This is a genomic window from Microbulbifer sp. NBRC 101763 (assembly GCF_040371615.1).
Classification (GTDB): Bacteria; Pseudomonadota; Gammaproteobacteria; order Pseudomonadales; family Cellvibrionaceae; genus Microbulbifer; species Microbulbifer variabilis.
Map to the genome: position 1 here is coordinate 983015 of NZ_BAABQV010000001.1, position 26070 is coordinate 1009084.

Sequence of the window (26070 nt, forward strand, 5' to 3'; positions counted from 1 at the left end):
ATGGCACCATAGCGCCTTCGCTGGGATCTTTTTACCTGTGTAAGAAGTCTGTAACAAGTGCAGGATTCGCGCGACCAAGTATTAGTAACTGGCAAATGGTTAAAGTTGCCTTTTGATGTCAGTGGGAGCTGGTTGTTAGATAATCTCTGCTTTTTGGTTAATATCCCCAGTTTCCGCGTTGACATTATGAGGGAACGTAATTGAGCGATTACCTTGTCCCGGGCGCCTCCACAGAAGAAGGTGCTGAAGACTCCCTGCAAAATTCACAGTTTCTTGTGGATTTGCGCCAGCAAATGCTTCGTTTTGCCAGTTTGCAGCTGCAGGATACCCAGCTAGCTGAAGATGCTGTACAGGAGGCCCTGATGGGGGCCCTGAAAAACTCTCGCAGTTTTAATGGCCGTTCAGCACTCAAGACCTGGGTTTTTGCCATCTTGAAAAACAAGATCGCCGATGTACTACGCCAGCGTCAGCGCTTTGTGGATGCAGACCAGCTTGTGCACGGCGACAGGGAGGAACATGATCATGATGAGTTATTCGATCAGACAGGTCACTGGCAGAAGGATGAGCGCCCCAAGAAGTGGGCTGATCCCGAGTCGGCGATTCACGATAAGCATTTCTGGCGAATCTTTGAAGCCTGCCTTAATTACCTGCCATCCCGCCAGGCCCAGCTATTTATGATGCGCGAGTTCATAGAGCTGGAAAGCCACGAGATTTGTGCCGCTGCCGAAGTGTCGGTGAGCAACTTGAATGTGACATTGCACCGAGCGCGCCTGCGCTTGCGTGAATGTCTGGAAGATCACTGGTTTGGCGTGGAGGGGTGAGCTGATGAAATCGTGCCGGGAAGCTACACGCCTGATGTCCGAATCCCAGGAGCGAAACCTGAATTTACGTGAGCAGGCGAGCCTAAAATTACACTTGGCAATGTGTGCGCCTTGCAGGAATTTTGGCAAGCAAATGCAAGTTCTTCGTCGTATTAGCAAATCTTATGCTGAAGGCGGGCCGGAGAAATCGGAAGATTAGCCCCACCATATGTTTATGGTGGGGCCCTTCCAAACTACCTGACAATTGCCCGCCTTGGGGGTGGTACATGTCGGTAGGCTATATGACCAGCCACAAAATGGGGCTGATACCAGTAGGCCCCGCAGTGCTCATAGGTCACATTACCAATTGTCACCCTTACACAGCTGGATGGTAATGTGTACAGCCAGCCGCCTACTCCAACCGCAGTCACACCCCAATATGCCGGCCCTGGGTAGGGCCAGTGACGTGGCCGCCAGGGTGGAGGATAGGGCCGGTGATGAGGGTGTATCGGGCGTACTGGGTGAAATGGTGGATGATTGGGAAACCTGCGCTCAAATTCCCCGGCCCTGAAATCGCCGTGAAAACGACCTTCAGGCATTGGTCTAAAGGCATTGAAATGCCCACCTACATTAAAATGAGCCCCAGCCCCACCAAAGTGACCGCGCGCCTCTGCTGGGGTGCTGAGTACCGACATGAACAACCCGCCCGATAGGAGTAGCAGTGCCGCCAGCCTCGCAAAGTTAATACTGATCATTGTGCACCCTCCATTTGCTTATTTGGCTCCGCCTTCTTCAGTGGGATCTTCTTAAGTTTCTCCGTAGCTGGCTTGTACTTGCCTGTTGCCCCTGGCTTGGCCTCCATCCACTTTAAAGTGGCGAGGAAGCGGGGCTTGGATGGGTCCCGGGTGTTTACTGTGGAGATACGCAGGGGTAGAGGCTGATCTCCAACCTTTATCCAGATTTCCCAGTCGAGGTTCTCCGACCGAAAAGCCCAGTGTTTGGTGCGCTGGCCATTTACCATAGGTGAGTTCACCAGAAATCCCTCTTTGATTCCGGCCCAGGCATCTGGCTTGCGTCCCCACTCAAGTAAATCGGCGAATGGTATTTCAATGCCGTAGTCCTTGGCTGCCTGGGTGAGCACCTCCGGTGTCGGTTGGGAGGCCTCTATTTCGGCAAAATAGCCATTACGAGGAGCCAGCATCGTGAACTTATTATCGCTATGGAAGAATTGACGGGTTATTGAATCGGTGGTCAGGTCGACACGTAACTGATCGGGAGGTGTCGCCATATACATGACTTTACCGCCAATTAAGAGCTTCTGCTTATTATCCAGTACCACTTCAGTGAATATGCGGGCATTGAACATCAGCGTTTTCATACTTGCCAGGTATTTCCCCATTTGCTGCAAAGCCTCCATGGCCTTGGGGTCAATCGATTGGTTGGACTCGGCACTCTCCATTTGATTGGTTGGTGTCTGTGGCGAGTCTTTCTGACCTGGTGGCGGAGAGGGCTTGGGCACCGAGCCATTGGGTTCGGTTGTTTGGCTCTGGCTCTCTGCAGTTTCTGATGGCGGGGGGGGAGAGGGCTGGGCGGTTGCGGCAGGAACAGATATTACCAGCACTGCAAGGATCAGGGCACGAGTTAGGCCACCTAAAGGTTTCGGAGCGAGCATTTACCGGTACCTCTCAAGTCATACTCATGGCATTTAAATCAGTGTAGAGGACTTACCGGGTGGCGCAGAAAGGTGTGCTATGAGGCTGACAGGCGCAGGAGTAGCAGTGGCCTAATTTGAAAAAACGTACCAGTCAGTTTGATGGGCAGCTTTAATAAAGTGACCCATTAGGCATTTTATCCTTAAAAATGAATAGCTTGGGACGAGCCTATTTGAGCTATCCTGACTTGTTTGCTAGAGTCGAGCGTAAGATTATCCAGTTTCTTTATGTCCATGAATGTTGTTCGACTGTCTTTTTTGCTGATTGCACTGCTGGTCTTCCAGACCGCAGGTGCTTTCTATGACAGTCACGAGGAACTCCAGGATATCGCCAGTCACCTGCCTCTTCATCATGATGTGGACCATGAAGAGGCCTCAGGGAAGATTCCATTTCCCAGTGCTCCAAGCAACCCCGCTCTTGATAGAGATACCCTGGTATCTCAAGCCGGGGAAGAGCCTGACCAATCTGCTCCGCTGCTGGATTTTTGTAATCACTGTTGCCACTGCCATGGGAGCTCTATCACCGGGCTACTTGGCCAGGCATTCCAATCAATTTTAACGGGCAGTATCACATACCGGGAGTTGGCAAGCGCCGCGGTTCCCAGTGGTTACTTCTCACCTTTACTACGCCCACCTATAACCCAAGTCTGACCTTTCTATTGCTGCGCGAGTAAAGAGAGTCGAAAGACCCAACTCGCGTGTACGAGATGTGACTTGGGAGATATCCATGGATTTGTTTCACACGCTCATTGCGAGTGTGGTTTGTCGCCGTGCCGCCTGGCCATTGGCGGTGGCGATATTGTGTTTACCTACGCAGTCAGTATTTGCGCAGAAGGGGGAGTTGCTGACACTACCAAATGCGGTTGGGCTTACGCTCGCGCAGAACCCGGAACTTGCAATTTTTCCATTACAAAAAAGAGGGCTGGACGGTGCCGGGCAGACCGCAGCCCTAAAACCGGAGATGGAGCTGGGTGTCGAGACTGAGTACAAGCACTTCAATAACGGTGACTCGGATAATGCTCCAGATCCGGAAGACGATGCTGATAATGAGTTTGAACTGACGGTAACTCTCTCTTCTGTTGTGGAGCTGGGGAATAAGCGGCAGGCTCGAATAGATGTTGTCAATGCGCAGCGGGACCTGCTCATCGCTGATGAGCAGGCGATGGCCTTAGATCTGCTGGCGGAAGTTATCCGCCGCTATGCCCAGGTATTGGCTGCTCAGGAACTGGTGGTCTTGGCGGAGGAGAAAGTCTCGCTTGCACGTGAGGCATTGAGTGCCGTTAGTGCGCGGGTCAGCGCTGCGGCCAGTCCTGTGTCAGAGCGAATGCGTGCGGAGTCCTCCCTGGAAAAAGCCATCCTCGCCGAACAGACCGATCAAAGCATGTTGGTGTATTACAAACATGCACTCTCGGCGCTATGGGGGCAGCCGGCCCAGAACTATTGGGTGGATTCCGCCGAGCTTTATCACTTTGAGCCGGGTGCCAGTTTTGAAGTGTTGTATGAAAGAGCCCAGGAAAACCCTGCGATTGCGCGCTTTGCCTCTGAAGAGCGTTTGCAGGCTTCAAGGCTACGGTTGACCCAGGCTAACTCAAGGCCGGATGTTGGTTGGTATGCTGGCCTTCGTGTGAATCCGGCAGTGAACGAAACTGCTGTCCTGGCAGGCTTCAACGTTCCACTTTTAACAGCCAAGCGCAACCGCGGTGCCGAACTAGAGGCAGTGGCAGAGCTAGATCAAGTCATGCTGCGCCGTGAGGCTGCCCTGTTGCAGCTCTATCCTCAGCTTTTTCTTGCCGTGACCAGTCGTGAACAGGCTCTCGGCACTGTCTCCACATTGCAGGACTTTATTATTCCCAAACTTCGCCAGGCTTTGAATGAAGTGGATCGCGCTTACCGTCGCGGTAGGGATTCTTATGTAGACCTTATTTCCGCAAGAGAAGAATTGCTAAATGCCAAGCGTGCGCGAATTGAAGCAGCGCGATCCGTACTTCTTTTTGGCGCAGAGATCGAACAATTGACCGCCAGGCCCCTGGGGCCCATGGGCGCCGATAGCAGTAAATAATTTTGGATTGAGAAATGAGTAAATCAACTTATGTGATTCGGTTGGCAATACTATTCTTTTCCCTCATTTTTTCGGGGGTTTGGCTGGTATCCCAAAGCTATGCAAGCGGCAGTCATGGTGATAGCCATGGAGGACACGAAGAGCACGAAGAAGCAAAAGGCCCAAACGGAGGCCGATTATTAGAAAAGGGCGATCTCACAGTAGAGCTCCTGATTTACGAAAGCGGTGTTCATCCGGAATTCCGTGCTTGGGTTACCCGTAATGGTAACTCTCTGGAAAATGCCAGCCTTTCCGTTGAGCTGGAAAGGCTTGGCGGCCAAGTGGATCAAATCTCTTTTAGCTGGGACTCCAGCACAGCGTTCTATCGTGGTGAGGGTATGGTAAAAGAACCGCACTCTTTCGATGTTTTAGTTTCTGTTTTCCTCAATGGTGAGCGTACCGAGTGGAAATATGAATCCCATGAAGGCCGCGTACAGATCTCTGAGCAAATAGCAAAAAAGGCTGGTATTAAAACCGCAGTTGCTGGTCCAGGCTCTATTAAAGAAAGCGTCAACTTATATGGTAAAACTGCGATTGATCATCGTAGCCTAAGCCATGTGCGGGCCCGCTATCCGGGAACCGTAATTACCATAAAAAAAGCGCTTGGTGACTTAGTAGAGAAAGGGGAAGAACTCGCTACTATCGAATCCAATGATAGCTTACAAACTTATCCATTGGTTGCACCGATTAGTGGCCAGATTATCGACAAGCAGGCCAGCCGCGGTGAATTCAGTGGTGAGCGAGTGCTGTTTACCATAGCAAACTATGATCAACTGTGGGCCGAGCTCCAGGTGTTTCCCACTCGTCGCGGCCAGATTAGCCGTGGCCAGAAAGTTTCCATTACTGCTGGTGACCGCACTTTCGAGTCAACGATTACCAGTCTTGCTCCCGGTGGTAATGGCCAGCCCTTCGCGATTGCAAGGGCAGTGATTGAAAACTCAAATGATCTCTGGACAACAGATCTGATGGTGCAGGGGCAAGTTGTAACCAGTGAAAATCCTGTGCCTCTAGTGGTTGAAAACCAGGCCTTGCAGCCTTTGCGCAATTGGACAGTGGTATTTGTCAAAGTAGGGCAAGCCTACGAAGTTCGTCCGCTCAAGCTTGGACGTACGGATGGCAAGGTGACAGAGGTGCTGAGTGGCCTCAATGTGGGTGATCGCTATGTCACGGAGAACAGCTACCTGATTAAAGCGGATATCGAAAAATCCGGTGCTGCGCATAACCACTAATTGAGGCGAGAAGATGATTGAAAGCATCCTGCGCTTCTCAATTGAGCGGCGCTACTTCATTCTATCCCTGATTTTTGTGTTGGTGGGGCTAGGGATTTGGAGTTACCAGAAGTTACCGATTGATGCGGTCCCCGACATTACCAATGTTCAGGTTCAGATTAATACCGAGGCTCCTGGTTACTCGCCATTGGAGGCAGAACAACGGATTACTTATCCTGTGGAGGCGGCACTCGCCGGCCTTCCCAACCTGGAATACACCCGTTCGATTTCCCGCTACGGACTTTCCCAGGTCACTGTAGTTTTTAGAGAGGGCACAGATCTCTATTTTGCGCGTAATTTAATTAACAGTCGCCTTGGTGCGATTAAAAGCAAATTACCACCTGAGCTGGAACCAGAGATGGGGCCCATTGCCACCGGACTTGGTGAGATTTTTATGTACACCGTGGAGGCAATGCCCGGTGCCACCCAGCCAAATGGGCAGCCCTACGACGCCACAGCATTACGGGAAATCCAGGACTGGATTATTAAACCACAACTGTCTTTGGTGCCCGGTGTTACTGAAGTGAATACCATTGGCGGCTATAACAAGCAGTATCATGTCACTCCAGATCCTCGGCAGATGCTCAATTTCGGCGTATCCATGGAGGATATTGCTGAGGCCCTACGTCGCAATAACGAAAGTCGCGGTGCCGGCTACCTGGAGACTAACGGTCGCCAACTGCTGGTGCGCTCACCGGGGCAGCTGCAGAATATTGCCGAAATTGAAGGTGTGGTGATTACCAGCCGCGCTGGGGTGCCGGTCAAAATTTCGGATGTGGCCGAAGTAGCTATCGGTAAAGAACTGCGTACCGGTGCCGCCACTCGCGATGGCGAAGAAACCGTACTGGGCACCGCGATGATGCTGGTGGGGGAAAACTCCCGCGAAGTGGCCCTTAATGTTGCGGATGCTTTGGAGCGTGTAAAATCTACGGTGCCAGAAGGTATCAAGGTGGAGGCGGTTTACGATCGTACAACACTGGTAGATAAAGCCATCGCTACAGTGCAGAAAAACCTTATCGAAGGGGCTCTGCTGGTTATCGTCGTGCTGTTTCTTTTGCTGGGGAATATTCGAGCGGCCTTTATTACTGCAGCAGTGATTCCGCTTTCCATGCTTGCCACCATTTTCGGCATGGTGCAAACCGGTGTTTCTGCCAACCTGATGAGTCTCGGCGCACTCGATTTCGGCCTGATTGTCGATGGGGCCGTGATTATCGTGGAGAATGCCATTCGCAGGCTTGCGGAAGCTCAGAATCGCAAAGGTGGCAAGCTGCCCTTGCAGGAACGGCTGGAGCTGGTATTTCAAGCCACTAATGAAGTGATTCGCCCCAGCTTATTTGGTGTGCTGATTATCACTGTAGTGTATATACCGCTGTTCACACTGACCGGCGTGGAAGGCAAGATGTTCCACCCCATGGCTGCCACTGTGGTGATGGCCTTGCTGGCCGCATTGGTGCTTTCACTGACTGTTGTGCCCGCAGCGGTTGCTGTTTTCCTTACCGGCAAAATCAGTGAGAAAGAAAACAAGGTAATCGTTGCTACCAAGTCTCTGTATAAGCCACTGCTAATCGCTTCGATGAAAGTGCGCTGGCTGGTGCTTTCCGGTGCTCTTGCGCTGGTACTTTTTTGTAGCTGGCTCGCCACTACCTTGGGCTCGGAATTTATTCCTCAGTTGAATGAGGGAGACATCGCACTGCACGCTTTGCGGGTTCCTGGCACCGGTTTGGAGCAATCGATCGAGATGCAGCGCTTGCTGGAACAGCGGATTAAGGAGTTTCCCCAGGTAGATAAAGTATTTGCAAAAATTGGTACCCCGGAAGTGGCGACGGATCCAATGCCGCCTAATGTAGCCGATAATTTTGTAATCCTGAAATCCAGGGATCAATGGCCCAACCCGAAACTGTCCCAGGAACTATTGGTGGCGGAAATTGAGGAAGCTGTACGTGAGTTGCCGGGTAACAACTACGAGTTTACCCAGCCAATCCAGATGCGCTTTAATGAGCTGATCTCCGGTGTGCGTGCAGACTTAGGTATTAAAGTGTTCGGTGATGATTTGGATCAGCTGGTGACCTCCGCCAATGAAATCCTCGGCGTACTGAATGGGATAGAGGGTGTTGCCGATGCGCGAGTAGAGCAGGTGGAGGGGCTGCCAGTTCTCTCCATATTGCCGAAGCGTATTGCGCTAGCGCGCTACGGCATAGACCTACAAACCTTGCAGGATCTGGTTTCCACCGCTATTGGGGGTGAAGAGGCCGGATTGATTTACGAAGGCGACCGCCGTTTCCAATTGGTTGTACGCTTACCGGAAGAGCTACGCAGGGACTACAAGAATCTCGGTGATTTGCCTGTACCTTTACCTGCAGGCAGCCCATTGGGTAGTTACGTCCCCTTGTCTGAAGTCGCCAGTCTGGAAATGACTCCAGCCCCAAACCAGATCAGTCGTGAAAACGGCAAACGCCGTATAGTAGTAACAGCAAACGTACGTGACCGTGATCTGGGGTCTTTCGTCGAAGAGGCGAGGGCAGGTATTGAGCAGCAGGTCTCCCTGCCTGCGGGCTACTGGTTAGTATATGGAGGCACTTTCGAACAACTGGAGTCCGCGAGCACCCGCCTCTCTATTGTGGTCCCGTTAACACTCTTGGTAATCCTCGGTTTACTGGTAATGGCCTTCGGCTCGTTTAAGGATGCTTTGATTATCTTTACCGGAGTCCCTTTGGCATTGACTGGAGGTGTTTTGGCTCTATGGCTGCGGGATATGCCGTTGTCAATATCTGCCGGAGTCGGTTTTATCGCACTTTCCGGTGTGGCAGTCTTGAATGGCCTGGTAATGCTCTCCTTTATACGGCAACTGCGCCAGCAAGGAGGTGAGCTGCTTACCTCCATCATTGATGGCGCTATGATCAGACTACGTCCTGTTTTGATGACTGCACTGGTTGCTAGTCTTGGCTTTGTGCCTATGGCACTGAACGTGGGCACCGGGGCTGAAGTCCAAAGACCGCTAGCTACAGTGGTGATTGGGGGAATTATCTCTTCGACACTGCTAACTCTATTTGTATTGCCGTTACTTTATCGGATTGTGCATGGGAGAGAAGAGGTCATTAAAGAAAGTATAAAGTTGACTTAATTTTTCGTGTATCTGCCTACTTCACCTAATAAGTGGGAGGTAGGCAGAGCCTTCCTGGAAGAATCTATTTTTCCTCCAAGGTTCTTCTCATGTGCCATTCTGATTAATACTTAGACTGGTATTGATATAGACTAGGAAATTGTGACCGGGATATACACTCTTAAACTGCATATAATCATTGATCATATTCTTCACAGATGTATTTATTAGAGTGTTAAAAATAAATTTGGGTATTTAACCCTATGTCTGATTGCTAAAATTCAGATATCATGTCTAATAAATACCATTAATAATTTTAAAAGTGGTTTAAATGTGAGGTGGTATATTAGACAGCTTTCTGTTGGTACTTATTGTTAGATGTAAAATGGCTTTCTGAGTGGTTTAATTTCTGGATCTCAGTGTCAAATATATTTTGGTGTGCTAAAAGTAGGCTTGTATCTTCTTTACTATGCCCCTCTAATCGATATTCTACTTCTTGTCATTGCGGTCGTTGATGTTAGAACTGCTGTAGCACCAACTTTCTTCTATAGTCTTACTGTAGCTTCTATTGGAGTTTTAGTTGTTTTGGTCATGATCTGATTCGCTGGGTGGATACTTAATTCGCTTATTATTTTACAGGTAGATTTAAGCCGGCCAATCCTGGCTTAATTTGAGATATGGACTTATTGTGTTCTTAAAAGCGGTATTGGCCTGTGTTATTTCTCTGGTACGCGCTATTTGGGTGGTAGAGGATATGAAAAAAGCCTTGCCACTTTCTGTGGGAATATACTGTAAAAATATTGGCATCCTTTTGATCCTGGCTGGAGTTTATTAGTTTGTCAAAAGGGAAAGAAAATCCTGTCATTAGGATCGTTAGCCTATTTCCTAGTATTAAAATCAAAATAGTACCAGCCGCTCAAAGATGAAAAGGCACCACTTATAAAGCGGTGCCTTTTGCTTGTCTAAGGCGAAGCCATGCTTAACTTAGTAAGCTATACCTATTGTGCTTCATGCATAGTTTCAGTAACTTCAACTCGACTTTCAACAGCCAAGCCAGACTGTTTTATCGCATTGAAAGCTTCTACTAAGTCATTGCCTTCTTTAACTTTCAAGATGGCAATATCAGTACCGGGAAATACTGACAATACTTCCATGCCAGAAATTGACGCTACTTCTGATGCTTCAACATTCTTGCCTAATAATATTGTTATATTTCCGGTTAAAGTTGTCAGTTTGTTTGTGATTGTGTTTCGTACAATTGTACCTTTGCCAACAACATCTGATGCAGAATTATTGCCGATATTGACTATCGCCATTTCGCCTTTTGTCACAACAATAGATTCTGGTGCAGCAATGGATGTTGGGACAGTTTTCAAGGATCTTTCAACCTTAAAGATACCAAAATCAGCAGAATTCGTTCTTGCCGCAGCTATGGTGTTTAGCTTCTTAATCTCTATATCTTTCTTTTCCACAGCATCAATAGCGTTTGCCTGTGTAATACCTGATAAACACATTGCAGCAGTTAAGATCGTTAATTTATTTAGCTTCATTGTATTTCCCTTCTTATTGAACAGCACGACCAAACGCTCTAAGTGATACGCCTTCTAGAACACTCTCTACTGGGTTGTTCATCAGGCCTGTTGCATCCCAATAGTTATCTGGGTCTGTGAATACGATATTAGTCTCACCTGTATCTAATGCTCTGATAGTCCAAGTTCCTTTAGCATTTTCACCATAAAATGCATTAGAAAGGAATACGGCACCATTTAAAATATAACCCATGCTATACCCATCAGCAAAGCTATAAGAAGCATCTAATAATGCCTGCTTGGAAGAAAGTAGAACACTTCTTGTACCTGAGGGAGATACCACCTCCAGCGCCAAGTCATTACCAGCGGAGGTTAATAGACTATCATTTAAAATAGAACCCATGTGATCATTACGAATATCAAATTCGAACTGCATAGCTTCAATAATAATATCTTCTGTTACTTCGATTTGTTGGCTCACACCAGCCGCACTGTTATCTGGAATAACCGCCTCCATGGCTTCTTCACCAGCTGTTGAACCCAAACCTTGCCATTGGGTGATAATTTGTTCACCGAGACTCTCTGAGTAATCTAGAGCCATAGCAACAGCTGCACCTGCATCAACCCGACCAAAGCCATATAAGTTATTAAATTGATAACCAGCTGAGTTTTCAATCCAACCATCATGAGCAACAAAAGTACCCTCACCAATGGTGAGTTCAACCTTTTCATTTTCAGCATCAATCACAGTGCTAGTTGAAGCTAAGATGTGACGAACATCACGCCAGGTCAATTCTGGGTTTGCTGATAAGATTAGAGAGACAACACCTGATGCATTTGGCGCAGCGGAAGATGTACCATTAAAAGTTGAAGTATAGTTACAGCTCGCATTCTCAGGATGGCCTGGGTAATTAAATGGGAACTGGCTGGCTGCGAAGTCTTCGCCATAGGCCCCGCCCCAAGCACTTATTGTGCCGCCATTAAAGCCAGAGTAACCATTAATACAGGTCATCTGGTCAGTTGTTACCATCGCGGGAGCATAACGACCATACTCGCCCGCAGGGGCTGATACCATCATACTTGCACCAGCGGTTGAGTAACTTGTATGTTTGCCGTTTGCGTTCACCGCTGCAACATTTAAGTAATATGGGTGACCATGGCTAGGCTGAAATGCCGAGTTATAGCACGTTAGGCCTAAATCATTTGCTCCGTTATCGGCACATAAAGAGCCTTCACCATTGCCGTCTTCAAAAGAATTACCGCTAGATTTCATGTTCAAAGCACCCTTACCGCCTCGAAGCATAAGATTAGGATAAGACTCAACAGCTTCATCTAGTGCAGAGTACGCAATAAATCCAGGATAGGTAATACCATAGCTACGGTTAAATGCCGAAATTTCTTCATCTGAAGAAATGCCACTTCCTGGGAATCCATGAACCAATAGATCTGTTTGCTCTATTTTTCCACTGCCTAAAAAGTTCATACCGATTAGCCCTGTGTCTGGAGAAACACCTCGGCTACCGATATTGTTCCAGCCTTTAGCCGCAATTAAGCCAGCTACACTGGTACCGTGATCACCACTATTAGAAAGACTTGTTGGATCTGTTCTGTCAGTTGCTGACTCATCCAAGTTGAGAGAGCGATTTATTAATACGTTATCTATTAAGTCTTCGTGGCGAATTTCTAAGCCTGAATCTACAACAACAGCAGTTACATTTGCACCGGTTACACCTTGAGCATAAGCCGCTACAACATTCATGTCTTCGCCAGCTACAAGCTCCTCGACTTCATTTTCCTCAAAGATGGAATTAATTTCCTCGGTTGTATAAATTCCGATATCGACAAGGCCTTGCTTCATTTCATCACTAAGAGCGTAAGCTTTTTGACCTGTGTTGCGTAAATGCCATTGTTGATAGGCTAAGGGATCATTTTCTACGTTCAGGATATCAACTTTTGCAGATGCTGAGGCACCGTTTGCGGTCACGGTATAAGTAATTGAAGCGTCCTGCCCCGAGATTGAAGTATATTCAAATAGATTGCCATCTAATGTTAACTGGCCATGGCTGAATGTATAAGTGCCATCAAGCGGACTAATAGTTTCATCATTTTCTGAGAAACTAAATGTTAAAGCATCGCCATTTTGATCAGTGCCCAATAGTTTTCCTGATACAGGAATCCATTGCTTTGCCCCATCTACAGTTACATCACTAGCAGTTGGCGGAATGTCAGTAGGAGTGGGAGCAGGAGCGGGAGAAGACGAGTTACTACTGCTATCACAGCCTGATAATGTCATTAAAAGAGCTGCTTGAATCACAGAAAGTCGAAACATTTTTTTATTCATTTAAATTCCCCATTATCCCCATTATAAGTATTTATCGGGTATTGGCATTATAAACCACCTCATTAGTCTTTAGCCAACTAAACTTGGTCAGCAAAATATTGCAACCTGTCTTTAAGTGATGTTGTGACATTGAATTATCATATAGATTAAATAATGAACAACTTAAAAGAGGTGTTCGGCATTGAATTATGCTTGGAATTTCCATAGATGATAGTGGACTAGGGTTGTATGATAGGGGGCGTTTGTGAAGCATTGATAGTTATAAAATCTATAATGGGATTGTGGGCTAGACAGCTATGTGAAAAGGTAAGACTTTAGAGGGAATTTTTATTACCATGAATATGAAGAAATACTCACTAAAGCAATAACGAGGTTAGTAATGATGCTGTCAGAATATAGGACATGATTAGACGTCCTTACTATCAGACTGCTCGGTGAATGAAACTACTTGATAATCCAGTTATCAAAAAATATGGATGCGAGTAGCGTCCCAATTAGGTTTCATGAATGTTGGGATATATAGTTTTATGTAGATTGAAAGAGTTTAACTTAGATTTGATAAGTGTGAATTGTTCTGAACCGTTATCAAGTCTGGCTTATTTAGGTGTGCTCGCTTGGACTTGCTTCTACTTCAATAGGGTAGGTGAGGTCATCATTGGGCTACAAGTATGAGGTTTCCAAAAGTCAGAGGGCTTTTTTCTTGAAGTTTCAGTTAGCTAAATTTGGATAATAAATTGGTTGTCGTATTTAAAAGTGATTAAATTGAGTTAAGTAGGATTCTATTAGATGGCCCAATGCAAGGTAATCTGGAAAAGTTATGGAGATCAAGTTCTCATTTAAATCCATATGAGCCCTTGAATTTCTAGTGTTGATTGGGTGAAGTTGGGTTGGGCATTTAGCTTGAGGTATACAATCTTATCTATATATAGACGCACGGAGGATATCGCCGATGGCTTCTTAAACGTTTTCGATCGTGAAGTGCTCCTAATGTTAAGCTCCTCACTTCGAAGTTCATAAGTTCAAGCCTTTAGTGCTGTTTGAAATTAATAGTAAGTTTCTATCTAGGGCAAGGGTTATGGATGATGAAAGAAAAATTTATAGCAGAGTTTTATACTGCTTGATAGCGAGTTACTTATTTGTAGAAACTTTAACATTACCCTTAACGTATAAGCTCTACATGTAAGGTAATCTCAAAAATTCATCCTGTGTTAGCTGCCGTTTAAAGGGGCGCTCAGGATTTATTCGTTAGGTTAACGCTATGAAACCTACCACAATAGAAGAATTTAATGCGTCTCAGAATGATTGTGAAAGCCCTATTTGTGAAAAGCTGATGCATGAAATCAACCGAGGGCTACCTATGGCAGAAAGTAAAATCTGGCACGGACACCCCGTGTGGTTCTTGGATGGGAATCCAATAGTGGGTTATAACAAGCTGAAGGGTTCTATTAGGCTGATGTTTTGGAGCGGGGCTGACTTTGAGGAGCCGGATCTTAAGCCGGGGACAGGTAAGTTTAAGGATGCTTCTGTTTGTTATACAGGGGTTGAGCAATTAAATATAAAAGACCTGAAGCGTTGGCTGAAAAAATCTACAGAGATTCAGTGGGATTATAAGAATATCTGCAAGAGAAAGGGTAAGTTGGTGCGACTTATCTAATAGGTCTTTTAAAGAAACGGCATGGTGCGCAGCTAGTATCCACATGAGGTTGAAAATAAAGGTAGGTGGTAGTTGACGTCCTCATTATTTTCTCTCCAGATAAATCTGGAAGACACAAGGCTTGCATATTCTCGTTTTTGGGTGTTGTTGGCTCTTTCTGTGAGCTAATTGCCTAGTGAGATTGCCACTGTCTTTGGCACTTGAGTCGCTACAAACTTTGGGATAATTGCCCACCAATTTTTATTGATGATGATTGTAGTGTCAGAGTACAGTCTTTTACGATTTTCTAATCTTGTCACAATGATTCAGCTGTAAGAAGCCGCTCTAATTTGTACGATTTCTCGAAATTTGGATTATTGTTCTAGGAAGAATATTCAGCGTTTTCAGGTGGATAATAGTGACTTCATCAGATAAAGCTTCCTCAAAAGAGAGTCTCAAACTAAAAATTAAGTCGAAAAAAGAATGCGACTCTTGCGCCGAACCAGTGGTCCATAAATATGGAAACAATAAAATTTGTGTCACTGATAAGGTTGGGTTTCCTACTTTAGGTAATAAGTCTCCATTAGATCTGGTGTTGCATAGTGGTGAGGGTTTTATACCGTTGTGGGAGAAGGGTACGACTTTAAGGTGGAAGTTTGATGATGAGTCTTTAAGGTATTTTAAAAATCCAGATGAGATAAAGGACTATATTCGAATTCTTTTGGGCGAGGCACTACTTCAGTGGGGAGATGCTTCCCCGGTGAGGTTCAATGAGAATCCAAATGTTTGGGATTTTAAAATTAGGGTAGAGCCTGTAGAAAACTGTAGTGTTATCGGTTGTACTCTAGCTCGTGCTTTTTTTCCAAATCCTGGGCGGAATGAGCTAGTGCTTTTCCCCACAATGTTTGATCAAAGTCGGAAGGAGCAGGTTGACACTATGATTCATGAGTTGGGTCATATATTTGGGCTTAGACACTTCTTTGCCGATGTGAAAGAGAAGACCTGGCCGAGTGTAATTTATGGTGAACATAAGCCCTTCTCAATCATGAATTATGGGGAGCAAAGTGAACTTACAGAAGCTGATAAGAATGATTTGAAAAGCCTGTATTGCTTAGCATGGGCAGGGCAGCTTACAGAAATTGATGGTGCACGAATCAAATTTGTTATGCCATACCATGAGGCTATCCTTCTTGAGCCAATTAATTATGAAAGCTCACCAGGGTAAACGAGGGGTCTAAGCATAAATAGCTTTAATATACTAAAAGCTTTTTAAATTGCTGATATCAAATAATATTGAATAGTAAGTTTGTAGCCCGTTAAAATTGATTGATATAAGTCCAAAATTTTCATCTGTATGCCCTGTCAGGAATCTTACCCTTGATGAGCCCGCGCCGTAGTTTCCAGCAGATAGTAGAGTCAGGCCCCTTTTTTGGCATTAGTTGACATTCCAGTGCCTTTCCACTAGTTTCGCGACCACGATAAGAGGTGCCTTCTGCCCTGTGCTGGCTGAGAAGGTTAAACGGGAAGTCCGGAATTCCGGCGCTGCCCCCGCAACGGTGATCCACCAGTATTTTGAGTGGTAAGCCCGATACCGGCCTCTTCTCGAAACACGATGGAGCGGAGGGCTACCATCTCGCAATACGATCTTTCGCGCTTCGTCGGCGTGCCGCATTGCTATTCCTCCCTCGATCCCATGAGCTTTTGTCCTTAGGGGTTGAAACTTGAAAAAATCTTTATTGAGCTTGACTGTGCTGTCAGCTGTGAGTGTGCCAGTACTTGGCGAATCTACCGATAGTGCATCTTCTATTCCCGACCTGGAAACTTTAGTTGTTGTGAGTTCCCGCCAAGATGAGCCTTTGCGCAGGGTCGCCACTTCGGTAACCGTATTGGATGAAGAGCAACTCAAAGCACGAGGTTTGGCTTCCCTGGCCGATGTGCTGCGAAGCGTACCTTCGGTTTCTGTCAACAACAGCGGTGGTATTGGTAAGACAACCTCGCTACAGGTGCGGGGGGAATCTGGCTTTAGAACGCTGGTCCAAATAGATGGCATCGATATTTCTGATCCAACCGGTCTCCAGTCGGGTGCTCATATTGAGCATATTATGAGCAGTAATTTGCAGCGAGTAGAATTGCTACGCGGTCCGCAAGGCATGCTCTATGGGGCTGATGCTGGTGGTGTACTGGATATCTCGACCCGTCGAGAGGATGTAGGGCAGCGCTTTGAATTATCCGCTGAGGGTGGTAGCTACGATACTGAGCGCTACAATGCCAGTGCCAGTGGAGCCAATGAAACACTGGATTACTTCCTTTCAGCTGCGGCGCTGGAAACCGATGGTTTCAATACCAGCAGCGATGACACTGAATTGAGGGATGACGACGGTTATGATAACGAGACTTTACATGGCCGAGTAGGCTGGAATATCTCTGAGCTGTGGCGAGTGGAAGCTGTAGCGCGGGATACCGATGCCTCAGGTGAATATGATCGTTGCGGCTGGCCCTCTCAGGACGATTGTAACTTTGATTTCAGCCAGGAAAGTGCTCGTGTCAGCTTGGCTCACAATGGCGAAGATGGTCAACAAGAGTTGGCCTATTCACATTCTGATTTGAAGCGCATCTACATTGGAGGGGGAACTTCCTATGAGTATGAAGGTGATATTGAAAAATTGAACCTCACTGGTTCTCATGGGTTTAGTCGCGAACATGGGATGGTCTACGGGGTGGAGCACCGTGAAGATACTTCGGGAGACTTGGACCGGGATCAGTGGGCGGTTTATTCTGAATACCGGGGAAGCTATGCCGATCAAGCCTATGTCACCCTTGGTCTTCGCCATGACAACAACTCAGATTTTGGCCGCTTTAACAGTTTCCGCGTCAGCTCAGCGTACCTGTTTGAGGATGTTGCCAACGGTACTGTAAAGATAAAAAGCAGTTACGGTACCGGCTTCCGCGCTCCCAGTCTGTATGAAGTTAATCACAACGCTACCGCAACTGATCGGTTGACTTCTGAGCCACTAGAACTGCCAATACTATCGCCGGAAGAAAGTCGAGGCTTGGACCTTGGTGTTGAGTACTTTGGTGAAAATTCCCTCTATCTGGAATTCGTACTGTTTAAGCAGGTCATTGATAAGGAAATTGGCTGGAATAACGATGCGTTTGGTTACCTGCAAAGCAAGGGAACAAGCAAATCCCGGGGAGTTGAATTGATAGCCGAAACTCAGGTCACTGATACTCTGCTGCTGTCAGCCAACTACACCTATACCGATGCCGAACAGGCTGATGATTCTCCACGCCCGCGAATCCCGAAGCATTTGGCTAACCTGGGCTTTACCTATAAACCGACCGGCGCTCTTAGTCTTCTGGTGAATCTACGCTCTAGTGCTGGAGCGGAAGATACAGATGGCTCCTCCATAGATGATTACCAAGTATTGGATGCTAGCGTACGTTACCAGTTGAATAACGCTACCACCGTTTACATTCGTGGAGAAAACCTCGCGGATGAAGACTATGAGGAAGTGCCTGGGTATAACACCGCGGGCGCTGCTGCTTATGCCGGTGTGGAATTCAGCTTCTAAAGCACTCTCTATAATAGATTCTTGAACTGAGGTGACCATGTCGGAAGACCAGCAGAAAAAAAATGCCAAACACAAACAGGCAATGCAAAAACATAAGGCGAAGGTTGATGCAAATATAGCAGCGGCCGATATCCAGCGTGGAGTTGCTGTATTGCTAACTGGTAATGGCAAGGGAAAATCCAGCTCTGCTTTCGGCATGGTTATACGTGCGCTAGGTTATGGCCAGAAGGTGGGTGTAGTGCAATTTATCAAAGGCGCACAGCAATCTGGAGAGGAACTCTTTCTCAAAAACCATTGCCCTGAAGTAAACCTCTACCAAATGGGTACAGGCTTTACCTGGAATACACAGGATCGCAGCAGTGATATAGCAGCTGCAGAACGAACCTGGGAGGAAGCCGGGAAAATGCTCACCGATGCCAGCTATGATCTAGTGGTATTGGACGAGTTAACTTATATGCTCGCGTATAAATACCTGGATGAATTACAGATATTGAAAGCTTTGGCGGAACGCCCTCCAGAGCAGAGTGTGGTAGTGACCGGCCGCGGCGGTGGTAGTGCTCTGCAAGAGCTGATGGACACTGTGTCTGAAGTAAAAGATATAAAGCATGCCTTTAAAGCTGGGATCAAGGCCAGAAAAGGGGTCGACTACTAAGTTGTATTCGTTATGTCCGTATTGATGATCCAGGGCACCACCTCGGATGCTGGCAAAAGTACTCTAGTTGCGGCGCTTGCCCGCTATTTTGCCCGGCAGGGACTTTGTGTTGCTCCATTCAAGCCACAAAATATGGCGCTCAATAGTGCAGTCACTACGGACGGTGGCGAAATAGGGCGGGCGCAGGCGCTACAGGCCCAAGCTTGCGGAATAGAACCGCATAGCGATATGAACCCTGTGCTGCTTAAACCTGCTTCAGACACTGGGGCTCAGGTGATTATCCAGGGCAGGGCGCTGGGAAATATGCAGGCCCTGAATTACCACCATTACAAATCCACTGCACAAAATGCCGTGCTGGATTCCTTTAAACGCCTTAATGATCAATATGAGCTGGTGCTTGTTGAAGGCGCGGGAAGTCCGGCGGAAATCAATTTGCGGGAAAATGATATTGCCAATATGGGTTTTGCTGAGGCGGTGGATTGCCCTGTGGTGTTAATTGCTGATATTGATCGCGGCGGTGTTTTCGCCCACTTGGTAGGCACCCTCGAATTACTGTCCCCAACTGAACGCGATCGCGTAGTTGGATTTGTGATCAACCGCTTTCGTGGCGACTTGCAGCTGCTAGAGCCGGGGCTCGAATGGTTGGAAAACTACACCGGTAAACCCGTTCTCGGGGTATTGCCATATCTCCATGACCTGTATCTGGATGCGGAAGATGCGATTAGCACCCAGCAGGCTGGTGCTGATGCTCGGCTAAAGGTAGTGGTACCGGTGCTGCCCCGAATTAGTAACCATACAGATTTTGACGCACTGAGGTTGAACCCGGATATTGACCTGCAATTTGTTAGCGTGCGTGAATCAATCCCCCCTTGCGATTGGGTTATCCTTCCAGGAAGTAAAAATGTGCGGGCTGATTTGGCCTATTTAAAAGAAAATGACTGGCCTGCACAACTGGATCGGCACTTGCGTTATGGTGGAAAACTCATAGGTATTTGTGGCGGCCTGCAAATGCTGGGAAAAGAGGTGCAGGACCCAGATGGGGTAGAAGATGTCCCCGGCAGTGAGCTAGGCCTTGGTTATCTGGATTATATAACCAGGCTGCAGCCATATAAGGCATTAATAAATGTTACCGGGTTTCTATCTCTGGGAAATCAGGATAATGACCAGGGGGATATCGCCCTTCAAGGCTACGAAATACACTGCGGGATTACAGAAGGGCCAGCTTTGCAGATCCCCGCGGTATTTCTTCATGACGAAGCTGGAAACCTTAGGCCAGATGGGGCTATCAGTGCCGACGGGCAGGTGCTTGCTACTTATGTGCATGGGCTTTTCGATTCTCCGCAAGCCCAAAATGCGCTGTTTTCCTGGGGCGGCCTAACAGGGGCTACACCGCTGAACCTGAATGTCCATCGTGAGAAGCAGTTGGATAGGCTGGCTGATTCTATTGCCGAACATATGCAGAACTCTTGGCTTAGGCAATTCGGACGAGACCAAGGTGGGGCAACATTGGAAGAGGTAAGCCAATGACAATCGCCCGTGTCAAAGCTTTGAATCTTGCCTGGTGGGTATTGCCCGCAGGGCTCACAATGAGTTTTGTTGTCGCAGTGGCCGTCGGTGCTGTATATCTTTCGCCTTCTCAAGTTGTCTCTGCTCTCAGTGGGCAAGGGGAGGGAGGTCTGGCAAAAGATATCGTTCAGGCAATTCGCTTGCCACGGGCTTTATTGGCGGCAGGAGTAGGGGCAGTACTCGCCATCTGTGGTGCGATGTTACAGGGCTTATTTCGCAATCCACTGGCTGACCCTTCATTAATTGGGGTTACTGCGGGTGCTTCCCTTGGTGCCTGTCTGGCTATTTTACTTGGAGCAGAAGTAGCCGGTGGCTTTGGAAGTTTGCCGGTGGTATCAATTTCGGCATTTTTCAGTGGCTTGCTAGCAGTGACATTGGTTTATCGGGTGGCAAAAAGCATCAATGGAACTTCGGTGGCCACCATGCTGCTGATGGGTATCGCTGTGACTGCTCTATCAGCAAGTTTAATCGGGCTGATGGAATACTTTGCAGATAATGACACGTTGCGTCGTATGAGCCTCTGGCTAATGGGTGGGCTGGATGCGGCCAGCTATCCCCGTGCTTTTCTGATTTTGGCAGTATTGTGTGGGTTGCTTGCCAGCCTGCCCGGTTTTGGTTCTTCACTGAATGTTCTTTTGCTGGGGGAATCCCAGGCACGGCATCTCGGTGTCGATGTGGAGCGGGTAAAAACCAGCTTGATCGTGCTTGTCGCTGCAGGGGTGGGAACTTCAGTTGCCGTGGCCGGCAGTATTGCTTTTGTGGGTTTGGTGGTGCCGCATATAGTGCGGTTGTGGGTGGGGCCGGATCATCACCAGCTGTTACCCCTATCGGCGCTGGCTGGCGCCAGCCTGTTATTGGTTTCTGATACCCTCGCACGCACAATTATTGCGCCCGTCGAGATACCGGTAGGGTTGATTACCGCCCTGATTGGGGTGCCATTTTTTATTTCCTTGTTACGCAAAAACAGGGGGTCCCTCTAATGGCTCTGTTACAGGCTGAGGGAGTCACGGTAAGTGTGGACAATCGACCGCTGCTTACCGATGTATGTCTTGACGTTGATGTCGGGGAGCTGGTTTGCGTGATTGGTCCCAACGGTGCCGGTAAGTCGACACTATTGCGCGCACTTTGCGGTGAATCTGCGATGGAGACTGGAAGAGTTCACTTTAAAGGTGAGTCGCTTGCTAGTTTGCCCGCTCGCAAGCGAGCCAGGCAGTTGGCAGTTCTGCCACAAAGCAATCCGCTTTCATTTGCCTTTACGGGCCTTGAACTGGTTGCCCTCAGCCGCACGCCACACTCCACAGGCACTGAGCGAGATAGAATTATTTGTTTGGAAGCTATGGCGGCACTGGACGTTTGCCATTTATCTGGGCGTCTCTATCCCACATTGTCGGGCGGTGAGCAGCAGCGCTTGCAACTGGCACGGGTAATGGCACAAATCTGGCGTGCTGAAGATGGAGGAGATCGTTTGCTTCTGCTGGATGAGCCGGCTACCAGCCTCGATATCGCTCATCAGTACGAAATGATGAGAGCGGTGCGCGACTTTGCGCGAAGTGGTGTGGCTGTTGTGATGACGGTGCATGATCTCGCTCACGCCAGTGGTTACAGTGACCGGATCCTCGCCCTTAAGCATGGCCGTAGCATGGCCTATGGTTGCCCAGAAACGGTACTGACCGCAGAAAATATGCAGCAACTCTATGGTTACAGCGTCACAGTGGTACCACACCCGGTAACTGGTAAATCCCTGGTGGTTGCCGATGTATAACAACAGTAATTTGCACCTGATTCTCGGTGGTGCGCGCAGCGGCAAGAGCCGACTGGCACAGCAGCGTGCTGAACAGTGGCTGCAAAGTAACAATGCCGGTGGACTTAGTTACCTGGCAACTGCTACAGCGGGGGACGAGGAAATGTCTTCTCGTATCGCTCGTCATCAAGGAGACAGGGGGCAACACTGGCAAACTATTGAAGAGCCTATCGCGTTGGCTGAGGCTTTAGATGCATCCCCTAAATCTCACTGTGTTTTGGTGGATTGCCTGACGTTGTGGCTCAGTAACTGCATTCATGAAGGCGTCTGGGCGCGTGAACGCGAAGCATTGATGCAGCGTGTTGATCAAAGGCGCAATAATTCAGAAAACAATGCCGCCCCATGGATATTCGTTAGTAATGAAGTTGGCTCCGGGATAGTGCCTCTTGGGCAATTATCACGGGAATTTGTGGATGCTGCAGGCTGGTTGCACCAGGCGTTGGCGGAGCGGGCTGACAGCGTAACCCTGGCTATTGCCGGTTTACCTCTGACGGTAAAATAGATTGAGCACGAGAGGCGAAAGGTTATGTCTGATGAACTGAGCTGGCTCTATAATCCGGCACCTGCACCAGATCAATCGGCTCGAAATGCAGCTATTGCCCGGCAGAAACAATTGATAAAGCCAGAGGGCGCACTCGGCCGGTTGGAAACTATTGCTGTAGATTTTGCCGGGTTCCAGGGTAAAGGGCAGCCTCAACTTGAACGCCTATCTGTGCGTGTTTTTGGAGCTGATCACGGTATTGCAGCCCAGGGCACTTCGCAATTTCCCCAGGCCGTTACCTCAGTAATGCTTAATATTTTCTGTGAGGGTGGGGCGGCCATCAATGTATTGAGTCGAGAGCAGAATGCAGACTTTGCTGCTATTAATTTGGGCTGTGTGGTGCCCACTGAGCACCCTGAATTGATCGATGAGGTCATTGCGCCTTCTACAGCGGATTTTTCCCAAGGTAAACCCGCGATGACTTATGGGCAGCTCATAAGTGCGTTTAATGTGGGACGAAGGCACTCTACCGATAGTGATTGTTTTATCGGCGGGGATATGGGGATCGGTAATACCACCTCGGCAGCCGCAATTTTTGCTGCTTTGTTTGATTTGAAAGTTCCAGAAATCACAGGGAGAGGTACAGGTATCGGTGATGATGTACTCGCCCGAAAAATTGCACTGATTGAATCTGCTTTGGAGCAGCACAGCGCTGCTCTGGATTCCCCCGTGAGTATTCTGCAAATTCTCGGTGGTTTCGAAATTGCGGCCCTGGCCGGGGCATTTATCGCCTGCGCCCAGCGGGGAACCCCGGTTCTGGTTGACGGGTTTATGGCCACGGCTGCAGCTGCTGTTGCTGGAGCTATCAATCCCTCTGTAAAACCCTGGTTCTTATTTGCGCACCTGTCGGATGAACTTGGGCACAAACTGGCCCTAGAGTGTATGGGGGTTAGTCCTATGCTCAACTTCAATATGCGGTTGGGGGAGGGTACTGGTGCTGTTCTGGCTATAAGTATTATCAGGCAGGCGCTTAACCTGCATAACAAGATGTTCACATTTAGCGAAGCAGGTGTACCGATTGAGGATTGACCTGTTACGACATGGCGCATGTGCTGGCGGTAGTATATTTCGTGGCCAGATTGATGTCTCCTTAACTGAAGAAGGTTGGGAGCAAATGTGGCAAGGACTCAGGGATCTTACCGGCCCATGGGATAGAATTATCACTTCCCCACTGGGTCGTTGCCAAGCATTTGCTGCCCAGCTGGGCCACAAAAGAAAGTTGCCAGTAGATCTTGTTCCCGGTATCCGCGAAATTAGTTTCGGTGAATGGGAAGGGCAAGCGATCGACAAAATCTGGACCGAGCACAAAACCTTGTGTAATGCATGGAGCCGCGAGCCAGAAAAGCACTGTCCCCCAGGCGGTGAGCCTTTCACATCTTTCCGGTCCCGGGTGCTACAGACTATTAGCGAGCTGTCTGTGCGCTACTCGGGAGAATCTCTATTATTGGTAACCCATGGTGGCGTGATCAAGTTACTGCTGACCATTGCCAATGGTTGGGGGCCCGGTCAGATGATGTCGTTACAGGTAGGCTATGGATTTGCCGCGTCAATGGAATACGATTGCAATAGCGGGACTTTCGGGATTCCCTATCCGGGGCAGGATGCCTATGTTTATTGTCCGTAAATTTTCAGGTCTTATCCAGGCATTCCTATATGCACTGGTCTTTCTTACCCGGCTGCCAGTCGCGGGATTGTTGTACCGGGTCGATAAAGAAACAGTAGAGCGATCAATTTACTTCTATCCGTTTGTTGGGGTTGTTATTGGGCTTCTATTATCGGCCGCAGCATACCTGCTGGCCCCACTGGGAATTCAGCTACAGGCGGCAATATTGCTGGGGTTTTGGGTCATTTTAACTGGTGCCTTACATCTTGATGGTCTTGCCGATTGTACTGATGCCTACTTTGCCGGTCACAAATGTGCTGATCCTGAAGAGAGGCGCAGTCGAATCCTCACTGTAATGCATGATCCACATTGTGGCTCAGTTGCGGTTGTTGCACTTGTTGTATTTCTACTGATTAAATTCGCAGCGATCGCAACTCTACTTACAGCCGAACTGGATGCGATAGAAAACTGGATATACCTGCCGCTGGTACTGTCGCCGATGTTGGCCAGGACGGCAGCGTTATCTCTAATGAGTATTTCAGACTACGCCCGTGTGGAGGGTTTTGTTCCACCCTCTGGCTCAAAGAGAAGACGGGAGCTATTGTCTGTGGTCATTATCGTTACGGCCATCGCTTTCGCAACAGCTCCTATGGCCATCGTAGTTGGAATGGCTAGTGCTTTACCTGTGCTGATTCTTTGTTGGCGTCATTTATGGGAGAAAACTATTGGTGGTTATACCGGTGATTGTCTGGGTGGCCTGGTCGAAATTATTGAGCTCGCAATACTAATTCTGTGGGTAGCTCTTGCCAGTGTTTAAAATTTGAGTGTTACAAAACAATAAGTTTAGAGTTAGACGAGTTAAATGATGTCTCGGAGTATTTTCACAATCTTCATTACCACCTTGAGCCTTTTATGGACAGGCTCTTGTTGGGCCGATAAACCAGTACGTGTACAGGATGTACGGGGGCACTGGATCGAATTGCCAGCGCCGGCAGAGCGGATTGTTGCCCTGGCTCCACATATTGTAGAAAATTTCTACAGCGCAGGTGCGGGAGAGAAGCTGGTTGCTGCTGTTAGCTACAGCGATTATCCTGAGCAGGCAAAGAAGCTACCAAAGATTGGCAATTACAAAGCACTAAGCTATGAATCTTTGCTGGCTCTGACACCGGATCTGATTGTCGCCTGGGGGTCGGGAAATGGCGATGAAATGATCCAAAAGCTGGATGATCTCGGGTTTACGGTATTCGTCACTGAGTCCCGAACTCTGGAAGATATTGCAAAGAATGTAAGATTTTTTGGCGAACTTGCCGGCACAAGCGAGAATGCGGATCGCACTGCAAGCGAGTGGCTTAAGAGACTAAATGAACTCCAGCATAGCAACAAGAAAAAAACACCGGTAAGTGTATTCTACCAGGTATGGAATGATCCCCTCCAAACACTCAACGGCGAGCATTTGATCAGCGATGTGATCCAAACTTGTGGTGGCCGCAATGCATTTGCTGATGCGATGGTTTTGGCGCCCAAGATCAGTATCGAATCTGTTCTTAACCGGAATCCTGAAGTGATTATTTCCAGCGGCATGGGGAAAAGCCGGCCAGATTGGCTGGATGCCTGGAAAGCGTATCCGACACTCAATGCGGTGAAAAATGATAGTCTCTATTTTGTACCCCCAGATATTATCCAGAGACATACCTTTAGAGTGCTGGATGGGATGGAAATGGTTTGTGATCACCTGGACAATGCGCGAATAAAAGTTGGCGCAGGCTCCATATAGCTAAGAATGATCTGTATTCCTCAGCAAAAATAGTTTCTACTGTCCGCTAGATATGATTTTTATATCAAAGCAGTGACGAGG

Annotated in this window: 22 protein-coding genes and 1 riboswitch; of the genes, 19 read left to right on the plus strand and 3 right to left on the minus strand. The window is 48.0% G+C overall.

The genetic code is table 11. The features are described from left to right. Positions 1-200: 200 nt before the first annotated feature. From ABWV76_RS04550 to ABWV76_RS04560, 3 genes are all read left to right on the plus strand, one after another. Positions 201-821, plus strand: a complete 621-nt coding sequence (locus ABWV76_RS04550; RefSeq protein WP_020415282.1) for an RNA polymerase factor sigma-70 — start codon at positions 201-203, stop codon at positions 819-821. Between the two features lie 4 nt (positions 822-825). Further along, entirely contained in the window at positions 826-1020 is a 195-nt protein-coding gene (locus ABWV76_RS04555) for a zf-HC2 domain-containing protein (protein WP_282950707.1), read from the plus strand. 174 nt (positions 1021-1194) lie between these two features. Further along, on the plus strand, positions 1195-1371 hold the full coding sequence (locus ABWV76_RS04560) for a hypothetical protein (RefSeq protein WP_282950706.1): 177 nt from the start codon (positions 1195-1197) through the stop codon (positions 1369-1371). A gap of 180 nt (positions 1372-1551) precedes the next feature. Here ABWV76_RS04560 and ABWV76_RS04565 read toward each other — a convergent pair whose 3' ends face one another. After that, on the minus strand, positions 1552-2472 hold the full coding sequence (locus tag ABWV76_RS04565; RefSeq protein WP_020415285.1) for a DUF2092 domain-containing protein: 921 nt from the start codon (positions 2470-2472) through the stop codon (positions 1552-1554). A gap of 267 nt (positions 2473-2739) precedes the next feature. Here ABWV76_RS04565 and ABWV76_RS04570 point away from each other — a divergent pair, with 267 nt between their 5' ends. The 4 genes from ABWV76_RS04570 to ABWV76_RS04585 all read left to right on the plus strand — a co-directional run bounded on the left by ABWV76_RS04570 (position 2740) and on the right by ABWV76_RS04585 (position 8998). Continuing rightward, complete coding sequence (locus ABWV76_RS04570) at positions 2740-3162, plus strand: hypothetical protein (RefSeq protein WP_353375356.1); 423 nt, start codon at positions 2740-2742, stop codon at positions 3160-3162. 76 nt (positions 3163-3238) lie between these two features. Further along, on the plus strand, positions 3239-4570 hold the full coding sequence (locus tag ABWV76_RS04575; RefSeq protein WP_353375357.1) for a TolC family protein: 1332 nt from the start codon (positions 3239-3241) through the stop codon (positions 4568-4570). Positions 4571-4584: 14 nt separating this feature from the next. After that, positions 4585-5838, plus strand: coding sequence for an efflux RND transporter periplasmic adaptor subunit (locus ABWV76_RS04580; protein ID WP_353375358.1), 1254 nt, complete (start codon positions 4585-4587; stop codon positions 5836-5838). A 13-nt stretch (positions 5839-5851) separates the two neighbouring features. Beyond that, a complete protein-coding gene (locus tag ABWV76_RS04585) occupies positions 5852-8998 on the plus strand; it encodes an efflux RND transporter permease subunit (RefSeq protein ID WP_353375359.1) in 3147 nt (1048 codons plus the stop codon). A gap of 977 nt (positions 8999-9975) precedes the next feature. Here ABWV76_RS04585 and ABWV76_RS04590 read toward each other — a convergent pair. Next, a complete protein-coding gene (locus tag ABWV76_RS04590; RefSeq protein ID WP_353375360.1) occupies positions 9976-10527 on the minus strand; it encodes a serine protease external chaperone in 552 nt (183 codons plus the stop codon). Positions 10528-10540: 13 nt separating this feature from the next. Beyond that, on the minus strand, positions 10541-12847 hold the full coding sequence (locus tag ABWV76_RS04595; protein ID WP_353375361.1) for a S8 family serine peptidase: 2307 nt from the start codon (positions 12845-12847) through the stop codon (positions 10541-10543). A 1258-nt stretch (positions 12848-14105) separates the two neighbouring features. Between ABWV76_RS04595 and ABWV76_RS04600 the strand changes: the two genes are divergently transcribed. From ABWV76_RS04600 to ABWV76_RS04655, 12 genes are all read left to right on the plus strand, one after another. Next, the gene (locus ABWV76_RS04600; RefSeq protein ID WP_353375362.1) at positions 14106-14501 is read left to right on the plus strand and encodes a DUF1801 domain-containing protein; all 396 of its coding nucleotides are present in this window, start codon (positions 14106-14108) and stop codon (positions 14499-14501) included. A 397-nt stretch (positions 14502-14898) separates the two neighbouring features. After that, positions 14899-15705, plus strand: coding sequence for a zinc metalloprotease (locus ABWV76_RS04605; protein WP_020415294.1), 807 nt, complete (start codon positions 14899-14901; stop codon positions 15703-15705). 241 nt (positions 15706-15946) lie between these two features. After that, a riboswitch (cobalamin riboswitch) is annotated at positions 15947-16094 on the plus strand. 107 nt (positions 16095-16201) lie between these two features. Further along, positions 16202-18052, plus strand: coding sequence for a TonB-dependent receptor plug domain-containing protein (locus ABWV76_RS04610; protein WP_353375363.1), 1851 nt, complete (start codon positions 16202-16204; stop codon positions 18050-18052). A gap of 37 nt (positions 18053-18089) precedes the next feature. Beyond that, positions 18090-18704, plus strand: a complete 615-nt coding sequence (gene cobO / locus ABWV76_RS04615) for a cob(I)yrinic acid a,c-diamide adenosyltransferase (protein ID WP_020415296.1) — start codon at positions 18090-18092, stop codon at positions 18702-18704. Positions 18705-18716: 12 nt separating this feature from the next. Continuing rightward, complete coding sequence (locus tag ABWV76_RS04620; RefSeq protein ID WP_020415297.1) at positions 18717-20231, plus strand: cobyric acid synthase; 1515 nt, start codon at positions 18717-18719, stop codon at positions 20229-20231. Beyond that, the gene (locus ABWV76_RS04625) at positions 20228-21250 is read left to right on the plus strand and encodes a FecCD family ABC transporter permease (RefSeq protein ID WP_353375364.1); all 1023 of its coding nucleotides are present in this window, start codon (positions 20228-20230) and stop codon (positions 21248-21250) included. Before ABWV76_RS04620 ends, ABWV76_RS04625 begins: the two co-directional genes overlap by 4 nt. Next, entirely contained in the window at positions 21250-22032 is a 783-nt protein-coding gene (locus ABWV76_RS04630) for a heme ABC transporter ATP-binding protein (protein ID WP_020415299.1), read from the plus strand. Before ABWV76_RS04625 ends, ABWV76_RS04630 begins: the two co-directional genes overlap by 1 nt. Beyond that, positions 22025-22573, plus strand: coding sequence for a bifunctional adenosylcobinamide kinase/adenosylcobinamide-phosphate guanylyltransferase (cobU, locus tag ABWV76_RS04635; protein WP_353375365.1), 549 nt, complete (start codon positions 22025-22027; stop codon positions 22571-22573). The genes ABWV76_RS04630 and cobU overlap by 8 nt, the downstream gene beginning before the upstream one ends. A 24-nt stretch (positions 22574-22597) precedes the next feature. Continuing rightward, on the plus strand, positions 22598-23641 hold the full coding sequence (cobT, locus tag ABWV76_RS04640) for a nicotinate-nucleotide--dimethylbenzimidazole phosphoribosyltransferase (protein WP_282950692.1): 1044 nt from the start codon (positions 22598-22600) through the stop codon (positions 23639-23641). Then, complete coding sequence (locus tag ABWV76_RS04645; protein ID WP_353375366.1) at positions 23631-24236, plus strand: histidine phosphatase family protein; 606 nt, start codon at positions 23631-23633, stop codon at positions 24234-24236. The genes cobT and ABWV76_RS04645 overlap by 11 nt, the downstream gene beginning before the upstream one ends. Then, a complete protein-coding gene (gene cobS / locus ABWV76_RS04650; protein WP_020415303.1) occupies positions 24220-25032 on the plus strand; it encodes an adenosylcobinamide-GDP ribazoletransferase in 813 nt (270 codons plus the stop codon). The genes ABWV76_RS04645 and cobS overlap by 17 nt, the downstream gene beginning before the upstream one ends. A gap of 48 nt (positions 25033-25080) precedes the next feature. Further along, the gene (locus tag ABWV76_RS04655; protein ID WP_157533719.1) at positions 25081-25989 is read left to right on the plus strand and encodes a cobalamin-binding protein; all 909 of its coding nucleotides are present in this window, start codon (positions 25081-25083) and stop codon (positions 25987-25989) included. The last annotated feature ends 81 nt before the right edge of the window (positions 25990-26070 follow it).